Consider the following 18,962-nt stretch of genomic DNA (forward strand, 5'->3'; position numbering starts at 1 on the left):
GTAAATATTGACGCAACCACGCCAAATGATATTCCCCGAACCGTTTAATGTCCGTCCAACCTTCCGCACCGGAAATGACGGCGCTCATGGTCAGAAAAATGATTTCAAGAAAAGGATATTTTTGGTTGATATCTTTACGCGGGTCTTCCAATTGACCGAAAAAGCGGAATAAGTCCATGACGTTACCTTGTATTTTAACGTATTAAAGGCTTATTAGATCATATTTTGAGGAAAAGTGCGATCTTGCCCTGGACAAAATATAAACACGAATTAAATTAAAGATTAAATTATTTTGTTTTCATGCTAAAATATTGAGCGTTTTTTTGCACAGAGTAGGTGCGAAAAAGCGGATTATTCGTGTTTTTTGTTACTTAAAACAATTTTTCTTAATTAAAACAACAAGTCGCCTTGCGTATGGGCGACCACTGTAAAAGGACATTTTATGCCAATTATTACCTTGCCTGACGGTTCACAACGTCAGTTCGACCATCCGGTTTCCGTGTTGGAAGTTGCACAAAATATCGGCGCTGGCCTTGCCAAAGCCACCATCGCCGGCCGTGTAAACGGCGAACGTAAAGATGCTTGCGATGTGATTCGCGAAGACAGCCGACTGGAAATTATCACCGCTAAAGATGAAGACGGGCTGGAAATTATCCGCCATTCTTGTGCTCATTTATTGGGACACGCCATTAAACAACTGTTTCCGAATGTAAAAATGGCAATCGGTCCGACGATTGACAACGGTTTTTACTATGACGTCGATCTTGACCGCACTTTGAACCAAGACGATCTCGATGCCATCGAAAAAAGAATGCTGGAACTGGCGAAAACCGATTACGAGGTGGTAAAAAAAGTGGTGAGCTGGCAAGAGGCTTACGACACCTTTAAAGCCCGTGGCGAAGTGTATAAATTGGCGATTTTAGACGAAAATATCGAAAAAACCGCAACGCCTGCGCTGTATCACCACCAAGAATACATTGATATGTGTCGCGGCCCGCATGTGCCGAATATGAAATTCTGCCACCACTTCAAATTACAAAAAGTGGCGGGGGCATATTGGCGCGGCAATAGCGATAACAAAATGCTGCAACGGATTTACGGCACGGCATGGGCGGATAAAAAACAGCTGGCGGCCTATTTGCAACGTTTGGAAGAGGCGGCAAAACGTGATCACCGCAAAATCGGCAAAGCGCTGGATCTGTACCATATGCAGGAAGAAGCGCCGGGCATGGTGTTCTGGCACAATGACGGCTGGACGATTTTCCGTGAATTGGAAACGTTCGTGCGTACCAAACTGAAACAATACGATTATCAGGAAGTGAAAGGTCCGTTTATGATGGATCGCGTATTGTGGGAAAAAACCGGTCATTGGCAAAACTACGGCGATTTGATGTTCACCACCCAATCGGAAAACCGTGAATATGCGATTAAACCGATGAACTGTCCGGGGCACGTTCAGATTTTCAACCAAGGCTTGAAATCGTACCGTGATCTGCCGCTGCGCATGGCGGAATTCGGCTCTTGCCACCGTAACGAACCGTCCGGCTCGCTGCACGGCTTAATGCGGGTGCGCGGTTTCACCCAAGATGACGCACATATTTTCTGTACCGAAGATCAGGTCGAAAGCGAAGTGACGTCCTGTATCCGCATGGTGTACGACATCTACAGCACCTTTGGTTTCACCAATATTCAAGTCAAACTTTCTACCCGTCCGGAATCGCGTATCGGATCCGATGAGATTTGGGACAAAGCGGAAGAAGGCTTGGCAAACGCGTTGAAACATAACGGATTGGAATATGAGGTGCAAGAGGGCGAAGGCGCATTCTACGGGCCGAAAATCGAATTTGCTTTGCGTGATTGTTTAGATCGGGAATGGCAGTGCGGCACGATTCAATTAGATTTTGCCTTGCCGGGACGTTTGAACGCCTCTTATGTGGCGGAAGACAATGACCGCCGCGTGCCGGTGATGATCCACCGCGCGATTTTAGGCTCAATCGAACGTTTCATCGGCATTATCACCGAAGAATACGCCGGTTTCTTCCCGGCATGGTTAGCGCCGCTGCAAGCGGTGGTGATGAACATCACCGATTCGCAAGTGGATTATGTGCAGCAAGTGGTGAAAAAACTGTCCGATGCCGGTCTGCGTGCGAAATCCGATCTGCGTAACGAAAAAATCGGTTTCAAAATCCGCGAACACACCCTGCGCCGCGTGCCGTATATGCTGGTTTGCGGCGACAAAGAAATCGAAGCCGGTAAAATCGCCGTGCGCACCCGCAAAGGGCAGGATCTCGGCTCAATCGATGTCGATGAATTTGTACAAATCCTGAAAACACAGGTTTATCAACGGGAATTGAAGTTGCTGGGTGAAGCGTAATTTTTGACCTAGACAGGGAAAAGGCAAGTTTGACTTGCCTTTTTTAGGCGCTGTCTGGCTATAATAATACCGCACTTTGAAAGTGCGGTATTCGAAATGATTTAGAAAATGGCTTTATAAAATGGCATAGGGGCGGATTATATCCACCCCTATGCCATTTTATTGTATATAGATTAAAGATCTTTATTTTAGCCGTATAAACTACGGATAAGAGTGCCTGCAAAATACATGAGTCCGCGGATTGTACCGATCGGAAAAAACAAAATAAAATCACAGACTGCCCACATAATTTGATCATTTTGAATGTCTTTGAAAACGGCGTAAATCGGAAAAATGATGCCGGCTATCATATAAAAAGAATGGAGCGCAAGTGTCAAAAAGCAAATCAATATTTCTTTAATTCTTTGCATGAGAAATTGTCCACCCTATTTTTGATATTATTGCTGGTGTTTTTGGCTAAATAGCTATAAGTGAGTAAATTTTATTAATTTTACACTCTAAATGTAGTTCATTCAAGTGTAAAAATCATAAAAAATAGTCTATAGATGAGTAAAATAGACTTGGAAAATAGTGATGGCAAAATTAGAGGCTACGGAAGTCGATCGATTGATAGGAAAACGAATTCAGAAAAAACGCAAGGAGTGCGGTTATTCGGCAGAAAAACTTTCGGAGCTACTGGATATTTCGCAACAGCAGCTTTCACGCTATGAAAGGGGAACAAACAAAATCAATGTGTCGCATTTGGTCGGAATCGCCAATTTTTTACAAACGCCGATTAGCTATTTTTTTATCGATTGCATGTCGGGTTCAGATTGGAATCATGATGAACTTGACCGTCATTGGCAAGAGTTGACACTTTTACAAAAACGCGGTTTGGTTGCTTTTCTGCAAGTATTAAAAGCGGGTTAGGCACGATCTGTCAGGAGCAACTGCCGGAAAGACAACAAACGTGAAAGTTTGAGGCGTAAGGTATTGCCATCCTCAAAAAAACCTTGCATAACCTTGCTTTTTTCATTAAAATCTACGCCACTTTTTTGCCGTTTTCGGCAGAAATTTCGATTGCTCTCACTGAAAATTATAAGAGCCGGCTTTAAATTACCAGAGGAATAAGACTATTAAAGCAGTAAAAAGAGTTCAGACCACTCGCCCAAATCGTATCAACGACGAAATTAAAGTGAAAGAAGTTCGCTTAATCGATGCAGAAGGCGAACAAGCAGGGATTGTTGCTATTCAACAAGCGCTGGAGATGGCGGAAGCCGCCGCGTTGGACTTGGTTGAAATCAGCCCGAATGCAGAACCGCCGGTATGCCGGATTATGAACTATGGTAAGTTCCTCTATGAAAAGAGTAAAACGGCGAAAGAGCAAAAGAAAAAGCAAAAGGTTGTTCAGGTTAAGGAAGTTAAATTCCGTCCTGGTACAGACGAAGGCGACTATCAGGTAAAACTACGCAGCCTGATTCGCTTTCTGGAAGATGGGGATAAAACCAAAATCACAATCCGTTTTCGCGGACGTGAAATGGCCCATCAGCAAATCGGTGCCGATGTGTTAGAGCGTGTTAAAAACGATCTGGCAGACATCGCGGTGGTGGAGTCCGCTCCGTCTAAACTGGAAGGCCGTCAAATGGTGATGGTACTTGCACCCAAAAAGAAGTAATTAGTGCCGACAAGTAATTAAAAGTGCGGTCGGTTTGTGCCGACGGTTTTTAATTCGCCTAATTATCGTTATTAATAATACAATGCGGAGTTAATCCAATTATGCCAAAAATCAAAACAGTACGCGGTGCTGCGAAGCGTTTCAAAAAAACAGCTTCCGGCGGTTTTAAGCGTAAACAATCTCACTTGCGTCATATTTTGACCAAGAAATCGACTAAACGTAAACGTCATTTACGCCACAAATCTATGGTAGCGAAAGCCGACCAAGTATTAGTGGTAGCCTGCTTGCCGTACGCATAGTTCATTTCATTCAAGTTAAAATAGATCAAAGGAGATCCCTATGGCCCGTGTAAAACGTGGTGTTGTTGCCAGAGCTCGTCATAAGAAAGTTCTTAAGGCTGCTAAAGGTTATTATGGTGCGCGTTCACGCGTGTATCGCGTTGCTTTCCAAGCGGTTATCAAAGCAGGTCAATATGCTTACCGTGACCGTCGTCAACGCAAACGTCAATTCCGTCAATTGTGGATCGCGCGTATCAACGCAGCGGCTCGCCAAAACGGTTTGTCATACAGCCGTTTCATCAACGGTTTGAAAAAAGCGTCTGTTGAAATCGATCGTAAGATCTTGGCAGACATCGCCGTATTTGACAAAGTGGCTTTCACCGCTTTGGTTGAAAAAGCAAAATCTGCGCTAGCTTAATTTTAAGCTGTTGCAAAACGAGAAGGGAGCCGAGGCTCCCTTTTTGTTGCCCCTTATTCATTTCTCTTGCCTAAAATTGATAAAGAAATTTGCAATTTCATAACATTTCTTGGACAATAACTCGTTTTTTAAACAACGTTCTTGCATTATTTAACTTAAGTAATGTGTTATAAACCTTTTTACAGGAAATTATCATGAAAAAATGGATTGCGATTATTATTGTTGCCGTGATTGCCGGTGTGACTTTAATGAGCAGCTACAATGGCTTGGTGCGTGCGGAAGAAGAAATCGATTCGGTGTGGGCGAATGTCGAATCATCATATCAGCGCCGTGCCGATTTGATTCCGAATATCGTCAATACCGTGCAAGGACAGGCGAATTTTGAGCGTGATACCTTAACCGGCGTGATCGAAGCGCGTGCCAAGGCATCACAAACCAAAATTGATCCGAGCAACATGACGCAGGAACAATTGAATCAGTTCCAGCAAGAACAAAATTCGGTCGGTTCCGCCTTGTCGCGTTTGTTGGTGACGGTGGAGCGTTATCCTGAATTGAAAGCCCATGAAGGCTTTATGAATTTGCAAGCGCAATTGGAAGGCACAGAAAACCGGATTAACAAAGCGCGTAACGATTTCAATGCGGCGGCGCGCACTTATAACAGCTATGTCCGTCAGTTTCCGACTAAGTTTGCGGCGATGATTTTCGGCTTCAAAGAGAAACCGTACTTCCAAGCGGCGGAAGGTTCGCAAAACGCACCGACGGTTAATTTTAATTAACGCTCAACGTTAATAACGCGTCGGTTTTATTCACCTTGATTAAAAGAGCGGTATCTAATGCCATTATTTGCAAAATCAGCGATAGACACTAAGTTGGTCGAGTCGTCGATTCACCAGTTGGAGTTGCAAACCTCTGCCGAGGTGCGGGTCTATATTGAAAAAAATGCCAAGTTGAAAGGCTTGTCGGATCAGTCAACGCCGATCGTCGCCCGTGCCGAGCAGGTTTTTGCCAAGTTGGAAATGCAGCAAACGGCGGCAAATAATGGCGTGCTGATTTATGTCGCCCTGAAACAGCGCAGTTGTGCGGTGATTGGCGACAGCGGTATTCATCAGTTTGTGAATGACGAGTTTTGGCAACGCTGCTGTGATGTGATCACCGCACAGGCGGCACAGGGCAATTTGACCAAAGGCATTATTGCCGCTTTATACCTGCTGGCAGAAAAACTCTCGCTTCATTTTCCTCGGCAAGAAGATGATGTCGATGAACTGCCGAACGAGGTGATTATCCGATGAAATGGTTATTTTCACGTTTGCCGCATTTTCTGACCGCACTTTGCTTGTTTTTCAGCTTGAGTGTACAGGCGGTCGAATTACCACCGTCGCCGAATCCGTTCCGTTATGTCAGCGACTACACCAATGTGTTGAGCGCTGCCCAGCAGAATGCGTTGGAGAATAAGCTGGCAAGCTACGCTAAAGAAACCAGCTCGCAAATTGCGTTGGTGATTTTGCCAACGCTAGGCGATAACGAAATTGCCGAGTTTGCCTTTGCTTTGGTGGACAAGTGGGGCATTGGACGTAAAGGGCTGAATAACGGCGTATTAATGTTGATTGCGCTCAATGATCGCAAGATTTTTATTGCACCGGGGCAGGGGCTGGAAGGTGCATTGCCTGACGCGATGCTATCGCAGTTAATCCGTCACGAAATTACACCGCACTTTAAACAGAATAATTATTATCAAGGGATCAATAACGGACTTGATGCGATTATTGCTGCCAGCAAAGGCGAATATGCGCCGCAAGCGGTGGAACGAGATAGCGAACTGGATTGGCTCCCTCTGGTTTTCATGCTGATCTTCTTCCTGTTTGTGGTCTTTGGGCGCTTCAATGACAGTTATGTTACGCCGACCAATAATCACACCATCGGACGCAACGGACAAGTTATCCGTCGCCGCAGTAACCGTAATAACGGAGGATTTGGCGGCGGCTTCGGTGGCGGGGGCGGTTTTGGCGGCGGAGGCGGCGGTTTCGGTGGCGGTAGCTCCGGAGGTGGTGGCGCCGGCGGCAGTTGGTAACTGATAAGAGGTAAATTCCGTTCCGCTTATTGAGTTCGGCTTGTGCTGTGATACAATCCGTCTACAATTTATTAACGAGCAGGGGATTTCCTGCTTTTTTATCAAGGCTTTTATTGAGGTCATTATGGAAACATTAGACAAAATCAAACAACAAATCAGCGAAAACCCGATCCTTCTGTATATGAAAGGCTCGCCGAAATTCCCGTCTTGCGGCTTTTCGGCAAGAACGGTGGAAGCCTTGATTCATTGCCAAGTGCCGTTCGGCTATGTGGATATTCTGCAAAATCCGGATATTCGCGCCGAATTGCCTAAATACGCCAATTGGCCGACCTTTCCGCAACTGTGGGTGGAAGGCGAATTGATCGGCGGCTGCGACATCGTGATGGAAATGTTCCAACAAGGCGAATTGCAGCCGCTGTTAAAAGAAGTTGCAGCCAAGCACGCAACGGCGGAAGAGCAGCAAGCCTGATTTTTTCCCTCTTTTATACCGCATATACCGCATTTTAGCTTTCGTTGCTAAAGTGCGGTTTTCTTTTTGCGCCAATTGTAATATTTGTAAATTGCGGTTGACTTATTTTTTATCCAAATGATATAACAAAACTGGTTGAATAATCAGCAGTATCAATCGACTACTGCAATCGGGGAAAATCCCTTTGCCTCTACCTATTTTTCAAAAGGACCGCAAAATGAAAAGATCCCATGATGTTTTAAACGATCCGTTTCTCAATAAAGGCACGGCTTTCACGCCGGAAGAACGCAAAAAGCTCGGTTTAACCGGTTTGATGCCGCCTTGCGTTCAGACCATTGACGAGCAGGCGGCGCAGGCTTATGCCCAATTCGGCAAAAAAGCGTCACCGATTGAAAAACGTCATTTTTTAATGGAAATTTTTAATACCAACCGTACGTTGTTCTATCACTTGTTCAACAAACATGTGGTTGAATTTATGCCGATTGTTTACGATCCGGTTATCGCCGAATCTATCGAACGCTATGACGAACTGTTTGTCGATCCGCAATATGCGGCTTATCTGTCGATTAACGAGGCGCAAAATATCGAAGAAAGCTTAAAAAATGCGGCAAACGGCAGAGAAATTAATTTGATCGTGGTGACCGATGCCGAAGGCATTTTGGGTATCGGTGATTGGGGTGTCAATGGCGTGGATATTTCCGTCGGTAAATTGATGGTTTACACCGCAGCCGCTGGCATTAACCCGAATACGATTTTGCCGGTGGTGTTGGACGTGGGCACTAACCGCGAGCAGCTGCTGAATGATCCGCTGTATTTAGGCAACCGTCACCAGCGGGTGCGCGGCGAGCGTTATTATGCGTTTGTCGATCAATTCGTGCAAGCCGCCGAAACCTTATTCCCGAAACTGTATTTGCACTGGGAAGATTTCGGACGTTCCAATGCGGCGACTATTTTGAATAAATACCGCGATAAAATCGCGACCTTTAATGACGATATTCAAGGTACGGGGATTATCTCGCTGGCAGGGATCTTGGGCGCACTGAATATCAGCAAGCAAAATATCACCGATCAGGTGTATATGTGTTTCGGTGCCGGCAGCGCAGGGGCGGGGATCACCAATCGCATTTATCAGGAAATGCTGCAACACGGTTTAAGCGAAGCACAAGCCCGTGCCAAATTCTATATGGTTGACGTGCAGGGCTTGCTGTTCGACGACATGGACGACTTGACGCCGGAACAGCGCCCGTTCGCGCGCAAACGCACCGAGTTTGCCAACAGTGAACAATTAACTACGTTGGAAGCGGCGGTCAAAGCGGTACGGCCGACAATTTTGGTCGGTACGTCAACTCAAGGTGGTGCATTTACCGAAAGCATAGTCAAAGAAATGGCGGCGCACACCGAACGTCCGATTATTTTCCCACTGAGTAACCCGACCGAATTGGCGGAAGCGACGGCGAAAGATTTGCTGACGTGGACAGACGGCAAAGCATTGGTCGCCACCGGTATTCCGACCGATCCAGTGACGTTAAACGGCGTGACCTATGAGATCGGACAAGCCAATAACGCCTTGATTTATCCGGGTTTGGGCTTGGGCGTGTTGGCATCGACGGCGCGGATTTTAAATGACACCATGATTTCCAAAGCGGCGCATTCGTTGGGTGGATTGGTTGATCCAAGCCAAGCCGGTGCAGCGGTATTGCCACCGGTGTCAAAATTGACCGAGTTCTCAAAAACCGTCGCAACCGCAGTAGCGCAAAGTGCGGTCGATCAAAAACTGAATAGACAGCCGATTGCTGATATCGGGCAGGCGATTGATCAATTGAAATGGCTGCCGCAGTACGGCGCATTCACTGACGAATAGGTGAAGATTATGACGGGTTTTTTTACTTCAATTGAAAGCACCTTACCGATTTTATTCATTATCGCATTGGGTTTTTATCTGCGGCGGGCAGGCTGGTTTGCTGACAGCTTCGGCGGCAATATTTCCAAGCTGATTCTGAATATTGCGCTACCGGCAGGGATTTTTGTTTCAATTTTGAAATATTTAACCCGTGATACTCTGTTTTCACTATCGGACGGCTTGGCCTATTTCGCACTGGCGACAGTGCTGGGCTATTTGGTTGCGTTTTTAATGGTCAAACTGCTCAACGTTCGACGCGGGCGGTGCGGCGTATTTATTAATGTGATTGTGAATGCCAATACGATTTTTATCGGTTTACCGTTAAACGTAGCGTTATTCGGCGAGCTTAGCATGCCGTATTTTCTGGTGTGTTATGTGGTCAATACCTTATCGACTTGGACGCTTGGCGCGTGGCTGATCGCCAATGATGACCCGACTGTAAGCGCAGATAGCCAAAAGCGCGGTTTTGATTGGAAAAAATTGTTGACGCCGCCGATTATCGGTGCGCTGTTGGCGTTTGTTTTCTTGTTGGCGAACGTTCAAGTGCCAAGTTTTCTCAACTCGACTTTGGGTTATGTCGGCGAATTGGTTACGCCATTGGCACTGATTTATGTCGGTATTGTGTTGTCCGATGCCGGTTTGAAAAGTATCCATTTTGATAAAGATGCTAGTGCCGCACTTATCGGGCGTTTTGTGGTTATGCCGGCGATTACCGTCACTTTGCTGCTGTTCAGCGGCGGTACGCTCGGCACATTACCGAGCATAGAAGCACATACGTTGATTGTACAATCCGCCGTACCGGCGTTGGCAGTGTTGCCGATTTTGGCACATGCCGCCAACGGCGATGTGGAATACGCCACCAATGTGGTGACCGCCAGCACCTTGCTGTTTGTGATCATTATTCCGATCGTCAACAGCTTGCTACCGCTGATAGCTTAATATGTTACAGCGCCTAAATTTGAACTGCTGAACCTAACTCATTGGAGATCGCGTTAGCGGTTTTTTTGAGTGAAAGCAATAGTGCGGTTTTACCGATTTGGTTAAGGCGTGCGGTGGAGAGTGAAATGGATACCGAGTAGATCACTTTTCCGTTAATATCGAAAATAGGGCAGGCGATACAACTTACCCCAAGTTCGTTCTCTTCCGCGTCCATGGCAAAGCCGTTTGCGCGAATATCGGTCAACTCTTTTCGCATATCTTCCAACGTGGTAATCGTATTGCAGGTGAGCTTTTCAATTTTATCTTGATTGTTTTTCCAATAAAGCGGCAGATAATCATGCTGATCATACGCCATAAAAATTTTTCCCATCGCCGAGCAGTAAAGCTGTAGATGTTGCCCGATATAAGAGCGGGTTCGCATCATGCCCATGGTCGGCTCCAGCTTGTAGATCATGATGGCATGGCTGTTTTCCCGCAGTGAAAAATTAACGGTTTCGCCGATTTCGAGGTTTAATTCTTCCAGCAAAGGGGCGGCAATATTAATGATATTTAATGACGACAGTGTTTTTTGCCCGATGGCCAGACACTTTGTGGTCAAGCGATAAGTCCCCATGGTGTTGGTCGGTTTCACAAAGCCGCAAGATTGCAAACTTTGCAGCATTCGATGAGTCGTACTTTTATTCAATCCGGATAATTCTGCCAGTTTCGCCAAAGGGCAACCATTCGGAAAATTGCTGAGAATTTCGAGCAGCGAAAGCCCCTTCACTAAACTTTGGTTGCTGATTGATTTTTTGTTTTCTGTTTCCGCACTCTTGGACATCTTTTTCCCCGTTAATACTTTTGTATTTTATTATTTCCTGTTCTTGCCGAATAGATCAATGACTTGATTATCAAAAATGGGACACTGATCACAATATTGATAAAAAAACATAACGCATTGATTTATAAGTAAATTTATTTAAAATTAAATTTGATTAATTTTTTAAAATAATACAATATATGAAACATCATTTCACTATATGAAATTTAAAACAAGGGCAGAGGCTATTATGAGAGTAAGTTACAGTGAATTAAAACAAGAGTTTAAACGTGTTCTGTTGGCGCGCGGCGTGGTGGAAGAAACGGCGGAAGCCTGCGCAACATTGTTTGCCGACACCACCCAAGCAGGGGCGTATTCGCACGGGGTAAACCGTTTCCCGCGTTTTATCCAACAGCTGGAAAAAGGCGATATCGATCCGACGGCAGTGCCGACTAAAGTGTTGTCGTTAGGGGCGATTGAACAATGGGATGCCCATCAGGCAATCGGTAATCTCACTGCGAAAGACATGATGGATCGCGCGATGGTATTGGCGGATCAGCATGGCATCGGGGTAGTAGCGCTGAAAAACGCCAACCACTGGATGCGTGGCGGCGGTTATGGCTGGCAAGCGGCAGAAAAAGGCTATATCGGTATTTGCTGGACCAATGCGCTGGCGGTTATGCCGCCGTGGGGCGCGAAAGAGTGCCGGATCGGAACCAACCCGTTGATCATTGCGATTCCAAGTAACCCGATTACCATGGTGGATATGTCTTGCTCGATGTATTCCTACGGCATGTTGGAAGTGAATCGCTTGGCTGGCCGTCAAACGTTTGTCGATGCCGGTTTTGATGATGACGGCAATCTGACCAAAGATCCTGCAACGATTGAAAAAAATCGCCGCCTGTTACCAATGGGCTACTGGAAAGGATCGGGTCTATCGATTGTGCTGGATATGATCGCTACGTTGTTATCCAACGGTTTGTCGGTTGCCGAAGTCACCGAGGAAAAAGATGATGAATACTGTGTTTCTCAGGTGTTTATTGCAATTGAAATCGATCGTTTGATCGACGGCAAAACCAAAGATGAAAAACTGCAACGCATTATGGATTATGTCAGAACGGCAGAACGTGCTGATCCGAATGTGGAAGTGCGGTTGCCAGGACATGAGTTCACCACCATTCTGGCGGACAACCAAGCCAACGGCATTCCGGTTGACGACACCGTCTGGGCTAAATTGAAATCATTATAGTCATGAGGTAACAGCATGTTTTTCGGTCATCTTTCTAATCTTGAGGCAAAGCATTATCCAAGTGCGGTACAAACCGCACTTGAGTTCCTCAAAAATACCGATTTTAACCAACTGGCAGCAGGACGCTACCCGATCAAAGGGGAGTTGATCTACGCACAAGTGCTTGATTTGGTCACGCAAGATAAAGCGGAGATTTTACCTGAAGTTCACCGCAATTATCTTGATGTGCAATATCTGCATTCCGGTTATGAGCGTATCGGTGTGGCAATTGATTTGGGCAACAACCCGATTGCAAAAGACTATGATCCGGCACGAGATATTTTGTTTTATCAAAGTGCCGCCGATGAGTCCGAGCTTGTGATGCGTCCGGGCAATTTTGCCGTGTTTTTTCCGAGCGATGTTCACCGTCCGGCGTGTATTGACGGTAGTAGCAGCAAGATTCGTAAAGTCGTGGTGAAAATTGCGGTCAGTGAACTGTAATATACTGAGATTTAGAGGTTCGTATGAATCGAGTTATTTTTTACACCAGTAAAATCTTAGAAATTTTAGTGGTTTCAATGTTGGCGGTCATGGCGTGCATGGTTTTTACCAACGTTGTTTTAAGATATGCGGGTAATACCAGTATCACCATTGCTGAAGAATTATCGCGTTATTTGTTTGTTTGGGTCACGTTTTTGGGTGCGATTTTGATGTTCAAGGAAAATGGCCATGTGAGCGTGACGGTTCTGCCGGACAAACTCTCTCCGTTAAAACGGAAGATTCTGTCTATTTTTACCGACGGCGTTATGCTGTATTGCTGCTATCTGATTTTTATCGGCAGTTATGCGCAAATGGAGTTGAATATGAGTAATTACGCGCCAATTTCCGGTATCCCGACCGGTGTGAATTTTCTGGCGAGTGTGATTATGAGTGCGTTGATCGGGGTTTTGCTGCTGGTTCGCTTGGGCGGTTCCGTGATTCAGCTTAAACAAGGAGAATTGTCATGACGATTGTTATTTTTCTCGGTGTCTTGTTAGGCTCGATTGCTCTAGGGATTCCGGTTGCCTTTTCCCTGATTGTCTGTGCCGTTGCGCTGATGTTCCATTTGGATTTATTTGATGCCCAGATTTTAGCGCAGAATTTGGTCAGCGGTGCCGATAGCTTTTCGCTGTTAGCGATTCCGTTTTTCATTTTAGCCGGCGAAATCATGAACGTTGGCGGCTTGTCGAAACGGATCATTGATCTGCCGATGAAACTGGTCGGACATAAACGCGGCGGCTTGGGCTTTGTGGCGATTATTGCCGCGATGATTATGGCGAGCTTGTCCGGTTCGGCGGTGGCGGATACCGCGGCGGTGGCGGCGATGTTGATTCCGATGATGAAAACCACCGGCTATCCGGTCGAGCGTTCCGCCGGTTTAATCGGTGCCGCAGGGATTATCGCACCAATCATTCCACCTTCCATTCCGTTTATTATCTTCGGGGTTGCCAGCGGCGTTTCCATCACCAAACTGTTTATGGCAGGAATTTTTCCGGGCATTTTGATGGGCTGTTGTTTGGCGGCATTGTGGTCTTGGCAGTCAAAACGCTTGAATCTGATGACCTTCTCGAAAGCGACGAAACAAGAGCTGTGCATTTCGTTTAAAAACAGCGTGTGGGCTTTGATGTTGCCGGTGATCATCATTGGCGGTTTCCGCCTTGGGATTTTCACGCCGACCGAAGCCGGTGCGGTGGCTGCATTTTATGCCCTTTTAGTGTCGATGTTTATTTACCGTGAATTAAAAATTACACAATTGTATAGTGTACTCTTGGCAGCAGGTAAAACCACTGCGGTTGTGATGCTGTTGGTGGCGGCGGCGCAGGTGTCGGGTTGGTTAATCACCGTTGCCGAATTGCCGCAGATGATCACCGAGCTGTTAGAGCCGTTAATCGATTCGCCGACCTTGTTGCTAATCGTCATTATGATTGCGGTGTTTATCATCGGTATGGTGATGGATTTGACCCCGACCGTATTGATTTTAACACCGGTACTGATGCCGTTGGTTGAGGAAGCGGGCATTGATCCGGTGTATTTCGGGGTGCTGTTTATTTTAAATACCTCGATCGGTTTGATCACCCCGCCTATTGGCAATGTATTGAATGTGATCACCGGCGTCTCAAAACTGCCGTTTGATCAGGCGGCAAAAGGCATTCTGCCGTATTTGTTCATGTTAATGGCACTATTGTTTGTGTTTATTTTCTTTCCAGCATTAATTTTAACACCGTTAAGTTGGTTACAACCTTAACCCTTACTTTAACTTTTAGGAGAACAGTATGAAAAAATTAACCGCACTTTTAACCGGTTTAACCTTGGCCGCAGCGACCGTGAGCGCACAAGCGGCAACTTCCCTACGCTTTGGCTATGAGGCGCCGCGTAGCGATACACAACATGCCGCAGCCAAAAAATTTGATGAGTTATTGAAAGAAAAAACCAACGGCGAACTGAAATTATCGCTGTTCCCGGACAGCACCTTAGGTAATGCACAAACCATGATCAGCGCAGTGCGCGGCGGAACCATTGACATCGAAATGTCCGGTTCGCCAAACTTCAGCGGTTTGGTTTCCAACTTGAATGTGATCGACATTCCGTTTATTTTCCGTGACAAAGCGCATGCTTACCGTGTGTTGGACGGTGAAATCGGACAAGGCTTGCTGAAAGAGTTGGAAGAAAAAGATCTGAAAGGCTTGGCATTCTGGGAAGTGGGTTTCCGCTCTATCACCAACTCGAAACATCCGGTCAATGGACCTGATGATGTGAAAGGGTTGAAAATCCGGACTAACCAAAACCCAATGTACGTTGAAGCCTTTAAATTGTTAGGCGGCAATCCGGTGCCAATGCCGTTGTCTGAGCTGTATACCGCACTTGAAACCCGTGCCGTCGATGCGCAGGAACACCCGATCGGTATTGTGTGGTCAACTAAATTGTACGAAGTGCAAAAACATTTGAGTTTGACCAATCACGGTTACACCCCGTTATTGGTGGTGATGAACAAGAAAAAATTCGAATCGTTTTCACCGGAAGTGCAACAAGCGATCTTAGATGCGGCAAAAGAAGCCGGTGCTTATCAGCGCGAGTTGAATGCCACAAACGAAGCGGATATTCTGGATAAATTCCGTAAAGCCGGTATGGAAATTGTTGAACAAGTTGATACTAAACCGTTCCGTGATATTGTAGAGCAACCGGTTCGCCAGTATTTTATCGAGCGTAACGGTGACACCTTGATCAAACAAGTTGATGCGTTAGCAGAATAATATTGTCATCGGCAGGTTATGTCTTGGCATAACCTGCTTTTTGTCGCATGGCTTATTGCCTGCATACTCAGCGAGTATTTAGACAATAATCTATCAGATACAATGCAGTAAGGGGAAAATATGGATTTTTGGTTGGGAATCGATTGCGGCGGCACGTTTATCAAAGCGGCGATTTATGATAGCAAGGGTAAGGAATATGGCAATTTTCGCCAGAATTTAACCATTATCAATGCCAAACCGGGCTGGGCGGAGCGCAATCTGACCGCACTTTGGGCAGCTTGCGCCGAGGTGATTGCCGGTGCGATTCAGTCGGCAAAGATTGCGGCGGAAGCGATTAAAGGCGTAGGTATTTCAGCGCAAGGCAAAGGCTTGTATTTATTAGACAAACAGAAACAACCGCTGGGCTACGGCATTATTTCTGCCGATCAGCGTGCGTTGGACATTGTGAAACAGTGGCAGGCGGACGGCATTCCGCAAACCTTATATCCCTTAACCCGACAAACCTTGTGGACAGGACATCCGGTCTCGATTCTGCGGTGGTTGAAAGAGCATGAACCGGAACGTTACGCGCAAATCGGCAGTGTATTGATGACGCACGATTATTTGCGTTTTTGTCTGACCGGTGAAATTGCCTGCGAAGAGACCAATATTTCCGAATCCAACTTATACAATATGCAAACGGGGCAATATGACCCGAAATTAGCGCAATTATTAGGCATTGACGATATTATGCCGGCATTGCCACCGATTGTGGGTTCGTCGCAAATTGCCGGTTATATTACCGAACAAGCGGCAAAACAAACGGGCTTAAAAGCCGGTACGGCGGTTGTCGGTGGCTTGTTTGATGTGGTGTCAACCGCACTTTGTGCCGGTTTGGACGACGAAAGCAAACTGAATGCGGTACTCGGCACTTGGTCTGTGGTGAGCGGCATTACCAATCATATTGATGACTCGCAAGCATTGCCTTTTGTTTATGGACGGCATGCGCAACAAGGCGAGTTTATCGTGCACGAAGCCAGTCCGACGTCGGCGGCGAATTTGGAATGGTTTACCAAACAGTGGAATGTCAATGATTACAATGCCATTAACCAAGCGGTCGCCGCCTTACCGAAAGCGGAAAGCAGCGTGTTATTCGTGCCGTTTTTATATGGTTCAAATGCCGGTTTAGGTATGCAAGCCGGTTTTTACGGATTGCAATCACTGCATACCCAAGACCACTTATGGCAAGCCATTTACGAAGGGGTGATTTTCAGTCTGGCATACCATCTGGAACGAATGCTGCAACGTTTTCCAAAAACCTCCGTCATTCGCGTAACCGGCGGACCGGCACGTTCGCCGGTCTGGATGCAGATTTTGGCGGATTTAACCGGCTTGCCGATTGAAATTCCGCAAATTGAAGAGACCGGCTGTTTGGGCGCGGCATTAATGGCGATGGTCGGCAATCAGGTCTTTAGCGACAGCAAACAAGCGCAACACGTTGTCAGTGCGCAAATGAAACGGATTGAACCCGATTCGACGGTCTATGATAAATATCAAAATAAATATAAAAAATATAAATTATTACTTGAAAGTCTGAAGCATTTTAATAATCATTGTAATGATTGAATTTGATATTTTATGATTTGTTTTGATTTTGATAGTAAAAGAGGTAATGAATGAGAAAACATAAATTGGGTATCTATGAAAAAGCCTTACCCAAAAATTTAAGCTGGCAGGATCGTTTATCCATTGCCAAAGCCTGCGGGTTTGATTTTGTTGAGATTTCAATTGATGAAACCGATGAACGTCTGGCTCGTTTGGATTGGAGCAAAGCGCAGCGTCTGGAAATCGTGCAAGCGATCTTGGCAACCGGAATCACGATTCCGTCGATGTGCTTATCCGGTCACCGCCGTTTTCCGTTCGGCAGCCATGATGAAAAAGTGCGGTCCGAAGCCTATGCGATTATGGAAAAAGCGATTCAACTGGCAAGTGATATCGGCATTCGTACCATTCAATTGGCGGGCTATGATGTCTATTATGAAGAGCAGGACGAAGGCACATTACAGCGCTTTATCGAGGGTATGCAGTGGGCGGTGGAAAAAGCGGCCAGTTCGCAAGTGATGTTGGCGGTCGAAATTATGGACACCGAATTTATGAACTCGATCACCAAATGGAAACAGTGGGATCAGCTGCTCGCTTCGCCGTGGTTCACCGTTTATCCGGACGTCGGCAACTTATCCGCTTGGGGCAATGATGTTACGAAAGAGCTGGAGTTGGGCATTGATCGTATCGCCGCAATTCACTTAAAGGATACTTATGCAGTAACGGATACCTGCAAAGGTCAGTTCCGTGACGTGCCGTTCGGTGAAGGTTGCGTGGATTTTGTTAAGGTATTTGAAACCTTGCAGCGTTTGAATTATCGCGGTGCTTTCCTGATTGAAATGTGGACGGAAAAATCAGACGAGCCGATTATGGAAATTATCAACGCACGCCGTTGGATCGAAAATAAAATGAAAGAAGGGAATTTTGTATGTTAAAAAAATTGAAACAACAGGTTTTTGAAGCGAATTTGGATCTGCCAAAATATGGATTGGTGACGTTCACTTGGGGCAATGTCAGCGGTATCGATCGCGAAAAAGGGTTGGTGGTCATCAAGCCGTCCGGTGTCGAATATGATGTGATGACCGCAGATGACATGGTGGTAGTGGATCTGCATAGCGGTGCAGTGGTGGAGGGCAGTAAAAAACCGTCTTCCGATACGCCGACCCATTTGGAATTGTACCGTCAATTCCCGGACATCGGCGGGATTGTACACACCCATTCCCGCCATGCTACCACTTGGGCACAGGCAGGGCATGATTTGGCGGCATTAGGCACGACTCACGCAGACTATTTTTACGGCTCTATCCCGTGCACCCGTTTGATGACCGACGAAGAAATCCAAGGCGAATATGAGTTGGAAACCGGTAAAGTGATTGTCGAGACGTTTGCCACCCGTGGCATTAAAGCCAAAGATATTCCGGCGGTGTTGGTACATTCGCACGGGCCTTTTGCTTGGGGCAGCGATCCGCACAATGCAGTGCATAATGCGGTGGTGCTGGAAGAGATTGCTTATATGAATCTGTTTACTTATCAGTTGAACCCGACAGCGGAGAGTATGCAACAAACTTTGCTGGATAAGCACTATCTGCGCAAACACGGTAAAAATGCCTATTACGGGCAATAATCATATCCGACTGCAAAGTGCGGCCTGAATTAAAATCCGGCAGACAGCCGGATTTTTTGTATTAGAACAAAGGGTAAAATAACAATCCGCACGTGAAACGTGCGGTTTTTCGGCTACCCTATAAGGGCCTAGTACTTCACATGCCCCTCAAGAGGCATGTGAAAAGACTGACAACTGCACAATAACTCTGTGGCTTACCCCTTAAAGGGGTCCACATATTCTTTCTTCGATAAATTATCTTGAATCATGTCTTCTTTTTCCTGATTCCTGATATATTCCTCTACCACTTTTGTATTTAAACCCACTGTACTTACATAATAACCCTTTGCCCAAAAATGTC

Annotated in this window: 22 protein-coding genes; 19 read left to right on the top strand and 3 right to left on the bottom strand. The window is 46.1% G+C overall.

Annotation, left to right across the window (positions count from 1 at the left end):
* Positions 1-178, bottom strand: a 178-nt coding sequence (locus B8880_RS09630; RefSeq protein ID WP_143933429.1) for a transposase family protein, incomplete at its 3' end; no start/stop codon positions are given.
* 264 nt (positions 179-442) lie between these two features.
* Here B8880_RS09630 and thrS point away from each other — a divergent pair.
* The 11 genes from thrS to B8880_RS09690 all read left to right on the top strand — a co-directional run bounded on the left by thrS (position 443) and on the right by B8880_RS09690 (position 10,100).
* The gene (gene thrS / locus B8880_RS09635) at positions 443-2,374 is read left to right on the top strand and encodes a threonine--tRNA ligase (protein WP_084257406.1); all 1,932 of its coding nucleotides are present in this window, start codon (positions 443-445) and stop codon (positions 2,372-2,374) included.
* Between the two features lie 573 nt (positions 2,375-2,947).
* The gene (locus B8880_RS09645; protein ID WP_084257407.1) at positions 2,948-3,283 is read left to right on the top strand and encodes a helix-turn-helix domain-containing protein; all 336 of its coding nucleotides are present in this window, start codon (positions 2,948-2,950) and stop codon (positions 3,281-3,283) included.
* A 247-nt stretch (positions 3,284-3,530) separates the two neighbouring features.
* Complete coding sequence (infC, locus tag B8880_RS09650; protein WP_279626860.1) at positions 3,531-4,028, top strand: translation initiation factor IF-3; 498 nt, start codon at positions 3,531-3,533, stop codon at positions 4,026-4,028.
* A 101-nt stretch (positions 4,029-4,129) separates the two neighbouring features.
* Positions 4,130-4,327 (top strand): 50S ribosomal protein L35, encoded by a 198-nt coding sequence (rpmI, locus tag B8880_RS09655; RefSeq protein WP_034613912.1) that lies wholly within the window; start codon positions 4,130-4,132, stop codon positions 4,325-4,327.
* Positions 4,328-4,367: 40 nt separating this feature from the next.
* Positions 4,368-4,724 (top strand): 50S ribosomal protein L20, encoded by a 357-nt coding sequence (rplT, locus tag B8880_RS09660; protein WP_084257409.1) that lies wholly within the window; start codon positions 4,368-4,370, stop codon positions 4,722-4,724.
* A 194-nt stretch (positions 4,725-4,918) separates the two neighbouring features.
* Entirely contained in the window at positions 4,919-5,500 is a 582-nt protein-coding gene (locus B8880_RS09665; RefSeq protein WP_084257410.1) for a LemA family protein, read from the top strand.
* Between the two features lie 57 nt (positions 5,501-5,557).
* Complete coding sequence (locus B8880_RS09670; protein ID WP_084257411.1) at positions 5,558-6,013, top strand: TPM domain-containing protein; 456 nt, start codon at positions 5,558-5,560, stop codon at positions 6,011-6,013.
* Positions 6,010-6,792: a TPM domain-containing protein gene (locus B8880_RS09675; RefSeq protein WP_084257412.1), complete on the top strand. Its 783-nt coding sequence runs from the start codon at positions 6,010-6,012 to the stop codon at positions 6,790-6,792. Before B8880_RS09670 ends, B8880_RS09675 begins: the two co-directional genes overlap by 4 nt.
* A gap of 124 nt (positions 6,793-6,916) precedes the next feature.
* Entirely contained in the window at positions 6,917-7,261 is a 345-nt protein-coding gene (gene grxD, locus B8880_RS09680; RefSeq protein ID WP_084257413.1) for a Grx4 family monothiol glutaredoxin, read from the top strand.
* A gap of 217 nt (positions 7,262-7,478) precedes the next feature.
* On the top strand, positions 7,479-9,122 hold the full coding sequence (locus tag B8880_RS09685; RefSeq protein ID WP_084257414.1) for a malolactic enzyme: 1,644 nt from the start codon (positions 7,479-7,481) through the stop codon (positions 9,120-9,122).
* A 9-nt stretch (positions 9,123-9,131) separates the two neighbouring features.
* The gene (locus tag B8880_RS09690) at positions 9,132-10,100 is read left to right on the top strand and encodes an AEC family transporter (RefSeq protein WP_084257415.1); all 969 of its coding nucleotides are present in this window, start codon (positions 9,132-9,134) and stop codon (positions 10,098-10,100) included.
* Between the two features lie 13 nt (positions 10,101-10,113).
* On the opposite strand, the gene B8880_RS09695 is transcribed toward B8880_RS09690, so the two are convergent.
* Positions 10,114-10,920: an IclR family transcriptional regulator gene (locus B8880_RS09695; RefSeq protein ID WP_084257416.1), complete on the bottom strand. Its 807-nt coding sequence runs from the start codon at positions 10,918-10,920 to the stop codon at positions 10,114-10,116.
* 229 nt (positions 10,921-11,149) lie between these two features.
* On the opposite strand from B8880_RS09695, the gene yiaK reads away from it, so the two are divergent.
* From yiaK to araD, 8 genes are all read left to right on the top strand, one after another.
* Complete coding sequence (gene yiaK, locus B8880_RS09700) at positions 11,150-12,148, top strand: 3-dehydro-L-gulonate 2-dehydrogenase (RefSeq protein WP_084257417.1); 999 nt, start codon at positions 11,150-11,152, stop codon at positions 12,146-12,148.
* Positions 12,149-12,163: 15 nt separating this feature from the next.
* A complete protein-coding gene (locus B8880_RS09705) occupies positions 12,164-12,628 on the top strand; it encodes a NanQ anomerase/TabA/YiaL family protein (protein WP_084257418.1) in 465 nt (154 codons plus the stop codon).
* A gap of 23 nt (positions 12,629-12,651) precedes the next feature.
* The gene (locus B8880_RS09710) at positions 12,652-13,134 is read left to right on the top strand and encodes a TRAP transporter small permease (protein WP_084257419.1); all 483 of its coding nucleotides are present in this window, start codon (positions 12,652-12,654) and stop codon (positions 13,132-13,134) included.
* Positions 13,131-14,411, top strand: a complete 1,281-nt coding sequence (locus tag B8880_RS09715) for a TRAP transporter large permease subunit (protein WP_084257420.1) — start codon at positions 13,131-13,133, stop codon at positions 14,409-14,411. The genes B8880_RS09710 and B8880_RS09715 overlap by 4 nt, the downstream gene beginning before the upstream one ends.
* 28 nt (positions 14,412-14,439) lie before the next feature.
* The gene (locus tag B8880_RS09720) at positions 14,440-15,417 is read left to right on the top strand and encodes a TRAP transporter substrate-binding protein (RefSeq protein WP_084257421.1); all 978 of its coding nucleotides are present in this window, start codon (positions 14,440-14,442) and stop codon (positions 15,415-15,417) included.
* A 120-nt stretch (positions 15,418-15,537) separates the two neighbouring features.
* Positions 15,538-17,022, top strand: coding sequence for an FGGY-family carbohydrate kinase (locus tag B8880_RS09725; RefSeq protein WP_084257422.1), 1,485 nt, complete (start codon positions 15,538-15,540; stop codon positions 17,020-17,022).
* Between the two features lie 50 nt (positions 17,023-17,072).
* Complete coding sequence (locus B8880_RS09730; protein ID WP_084257423.1) at positions 17,073-17,933, top strand: L-ribulose-5-phosphate 3-epimerase; 861 nt, start codon at positions 17,073-17,075, stop codon at positions 17,931-17,933.
* Complete coding sequence (gene araD / locus B8880_RS09735; protein ID WP_084257424.1) at positions 17,927-18,622, top strand: L-ribulose-5-phosphate 4-epimerase; 696 nt, start codon at positions 17,927-17,929, stop codon at positions 18,620-18,622. Before B8880_RS09730 ends, araD begins: the two co-directional genes overlap by 7 nt.
* A gap of 194 nt (positions 18,623-18,816) precedes the next feature.
* Here araD and B8880_RS09740 read toward each other — a convergent pair.
* A partial coding sequence (locus B8880_RS09740; protein WP_208610906.1) for a transposase occupies positions 18,817-18,962 on the bottom strand: 146 nt, incomplete at its 5' end.

It is taken from the genome of Pasteurella testudinis DSM 23072 (assembly GCF_900176075.1).
Lineage (GTDB): Bacteria > Pseudomonadota > Gammaproteobacteria > Enterobacterales > Pasteurellaceae > Chelonobacter > Chelonobacter testudinis.

Coding starts and splice junctions, on each gene's coding strand:
- thrS (WP_084257406.1), top strand. CDS start 443: ATGCCAATTATTACCTTGCCTGACGGTTCACAACGTCAGTTCGACCAT.
- B8880_RS09645 (WP_084257407.1), top strand. CDS start 2,948: ATGGCAAAATTAGAGGCTACGGAAGTCGATCGATTGATAGGAAAACGA.
- rpmI (WP_034613912.1), top strand. CDS start 4,130: ATGCCAAAAATCAAAACAGTACGCGGTGCTGCGAAGCGTTTCAAAAAA.
- rplT (WP_084257409.1), top strand. CDS start 4,368: ATGGCCCGTGTAAAACGTGGTGTTGTTGCCAGAGCTCGTCATAAGAAA.
- B8880_RS09665 (WP_084257410.1), top strand. CDS start 4,919: ATGAAAAAATGGATTGCGATTATTATTGTTGCCGTGATTGCCGGTGTG.
- B8880_RS09670 (WP_084257411.1), top strand. CDS start 5,558: ATGCCATTATTTGCAAAATCAGCGATAGACACTAAGTTGGTCGAGTCG.
- B8880_RS09675 (WP_084257412.1), top strand. CDS start 6,010: ATGAAATGGTTATTTTCACGTTTGCCGCATTTTCTGACCGCACTTTGC.
- grxD (WP_084257413.1), top strand. CDS start 6,917: ATGGAAACATTAGACAAAATCAAACAACAAATCAGCGAAAACCCGATC.
- B8880_RS09685 (WP_084257414.1), top strand. CDS start 7,479: ATGAAAAGATCCCATGATGTTTTAAACGATCCGTTTCTCAATAAAGGC.
- B8880_RS09690 (WP_084257415.1), top strand. CDS start 9,132: ATGACGGGTTTTTTTACTTCAATTGAAAGCACCTTACCGATTTTATTC.
- B8880_RS09695 (WP_084257416.1), bottom strand. CDS start 10,920: ATGTCCAAGAGTGCGGAAACAGAAAACAAAAAATCAATCAGCAACCAA.
- yiaK (WP_084257417.1), top strand. CDS start 11,150: ATGAGAGTAAGTTACAGTGAATTAAAACAAGAGTTTAAACGTGTTCTG.
- B8880_RS09705 (WP_084257418.1), top strand. CDS start 12,164: ATGTTTTTCGGTCATCTTTCTAATCTTGAGGCAAAGCATTATCCAAGT.
- B8880_RS09710 (WP_084257419.1), top strand. CDS start 12,652: ATGAATCGAGTTATTTTTTACACCAGTAAAATCTTAGAAATTTTAGTG.
- B8880_RS09715 (WP_084257420.1), top strand. CDS start 13,131: ATGACGATTGTTATTTTTCTCGGTGTCTTGTTAGGCTCGATTGCTCTA.
- B8880_RS09720 (WP_084257421.1), top strand. CDS start 14,440: ATGAAAAAATTAACCGCACTTTTAACCGGTTTAACCTTGGCCGCAGCG.
- B8880_RS09725 (WP_084257422.1), top strand. CDS start 15,538: ATGGATTTTTGGTTGGGAATCGATTGCGGCGGCACGTTTATCAAAGCG.
- B8880_RS09730 (WP_084257423.1), top strand. CDS start 17,073: ATGAGAAAACATAAATTGGGTATCTATGAAAAAGCCTTACCCAAAAAT.
- araD (WP_084257424.1), top strand. CDS start 17,927: ATGTTAAAAAAATTGAAACAACAGGTTTTTGAAGCGAATTTGGATCTG.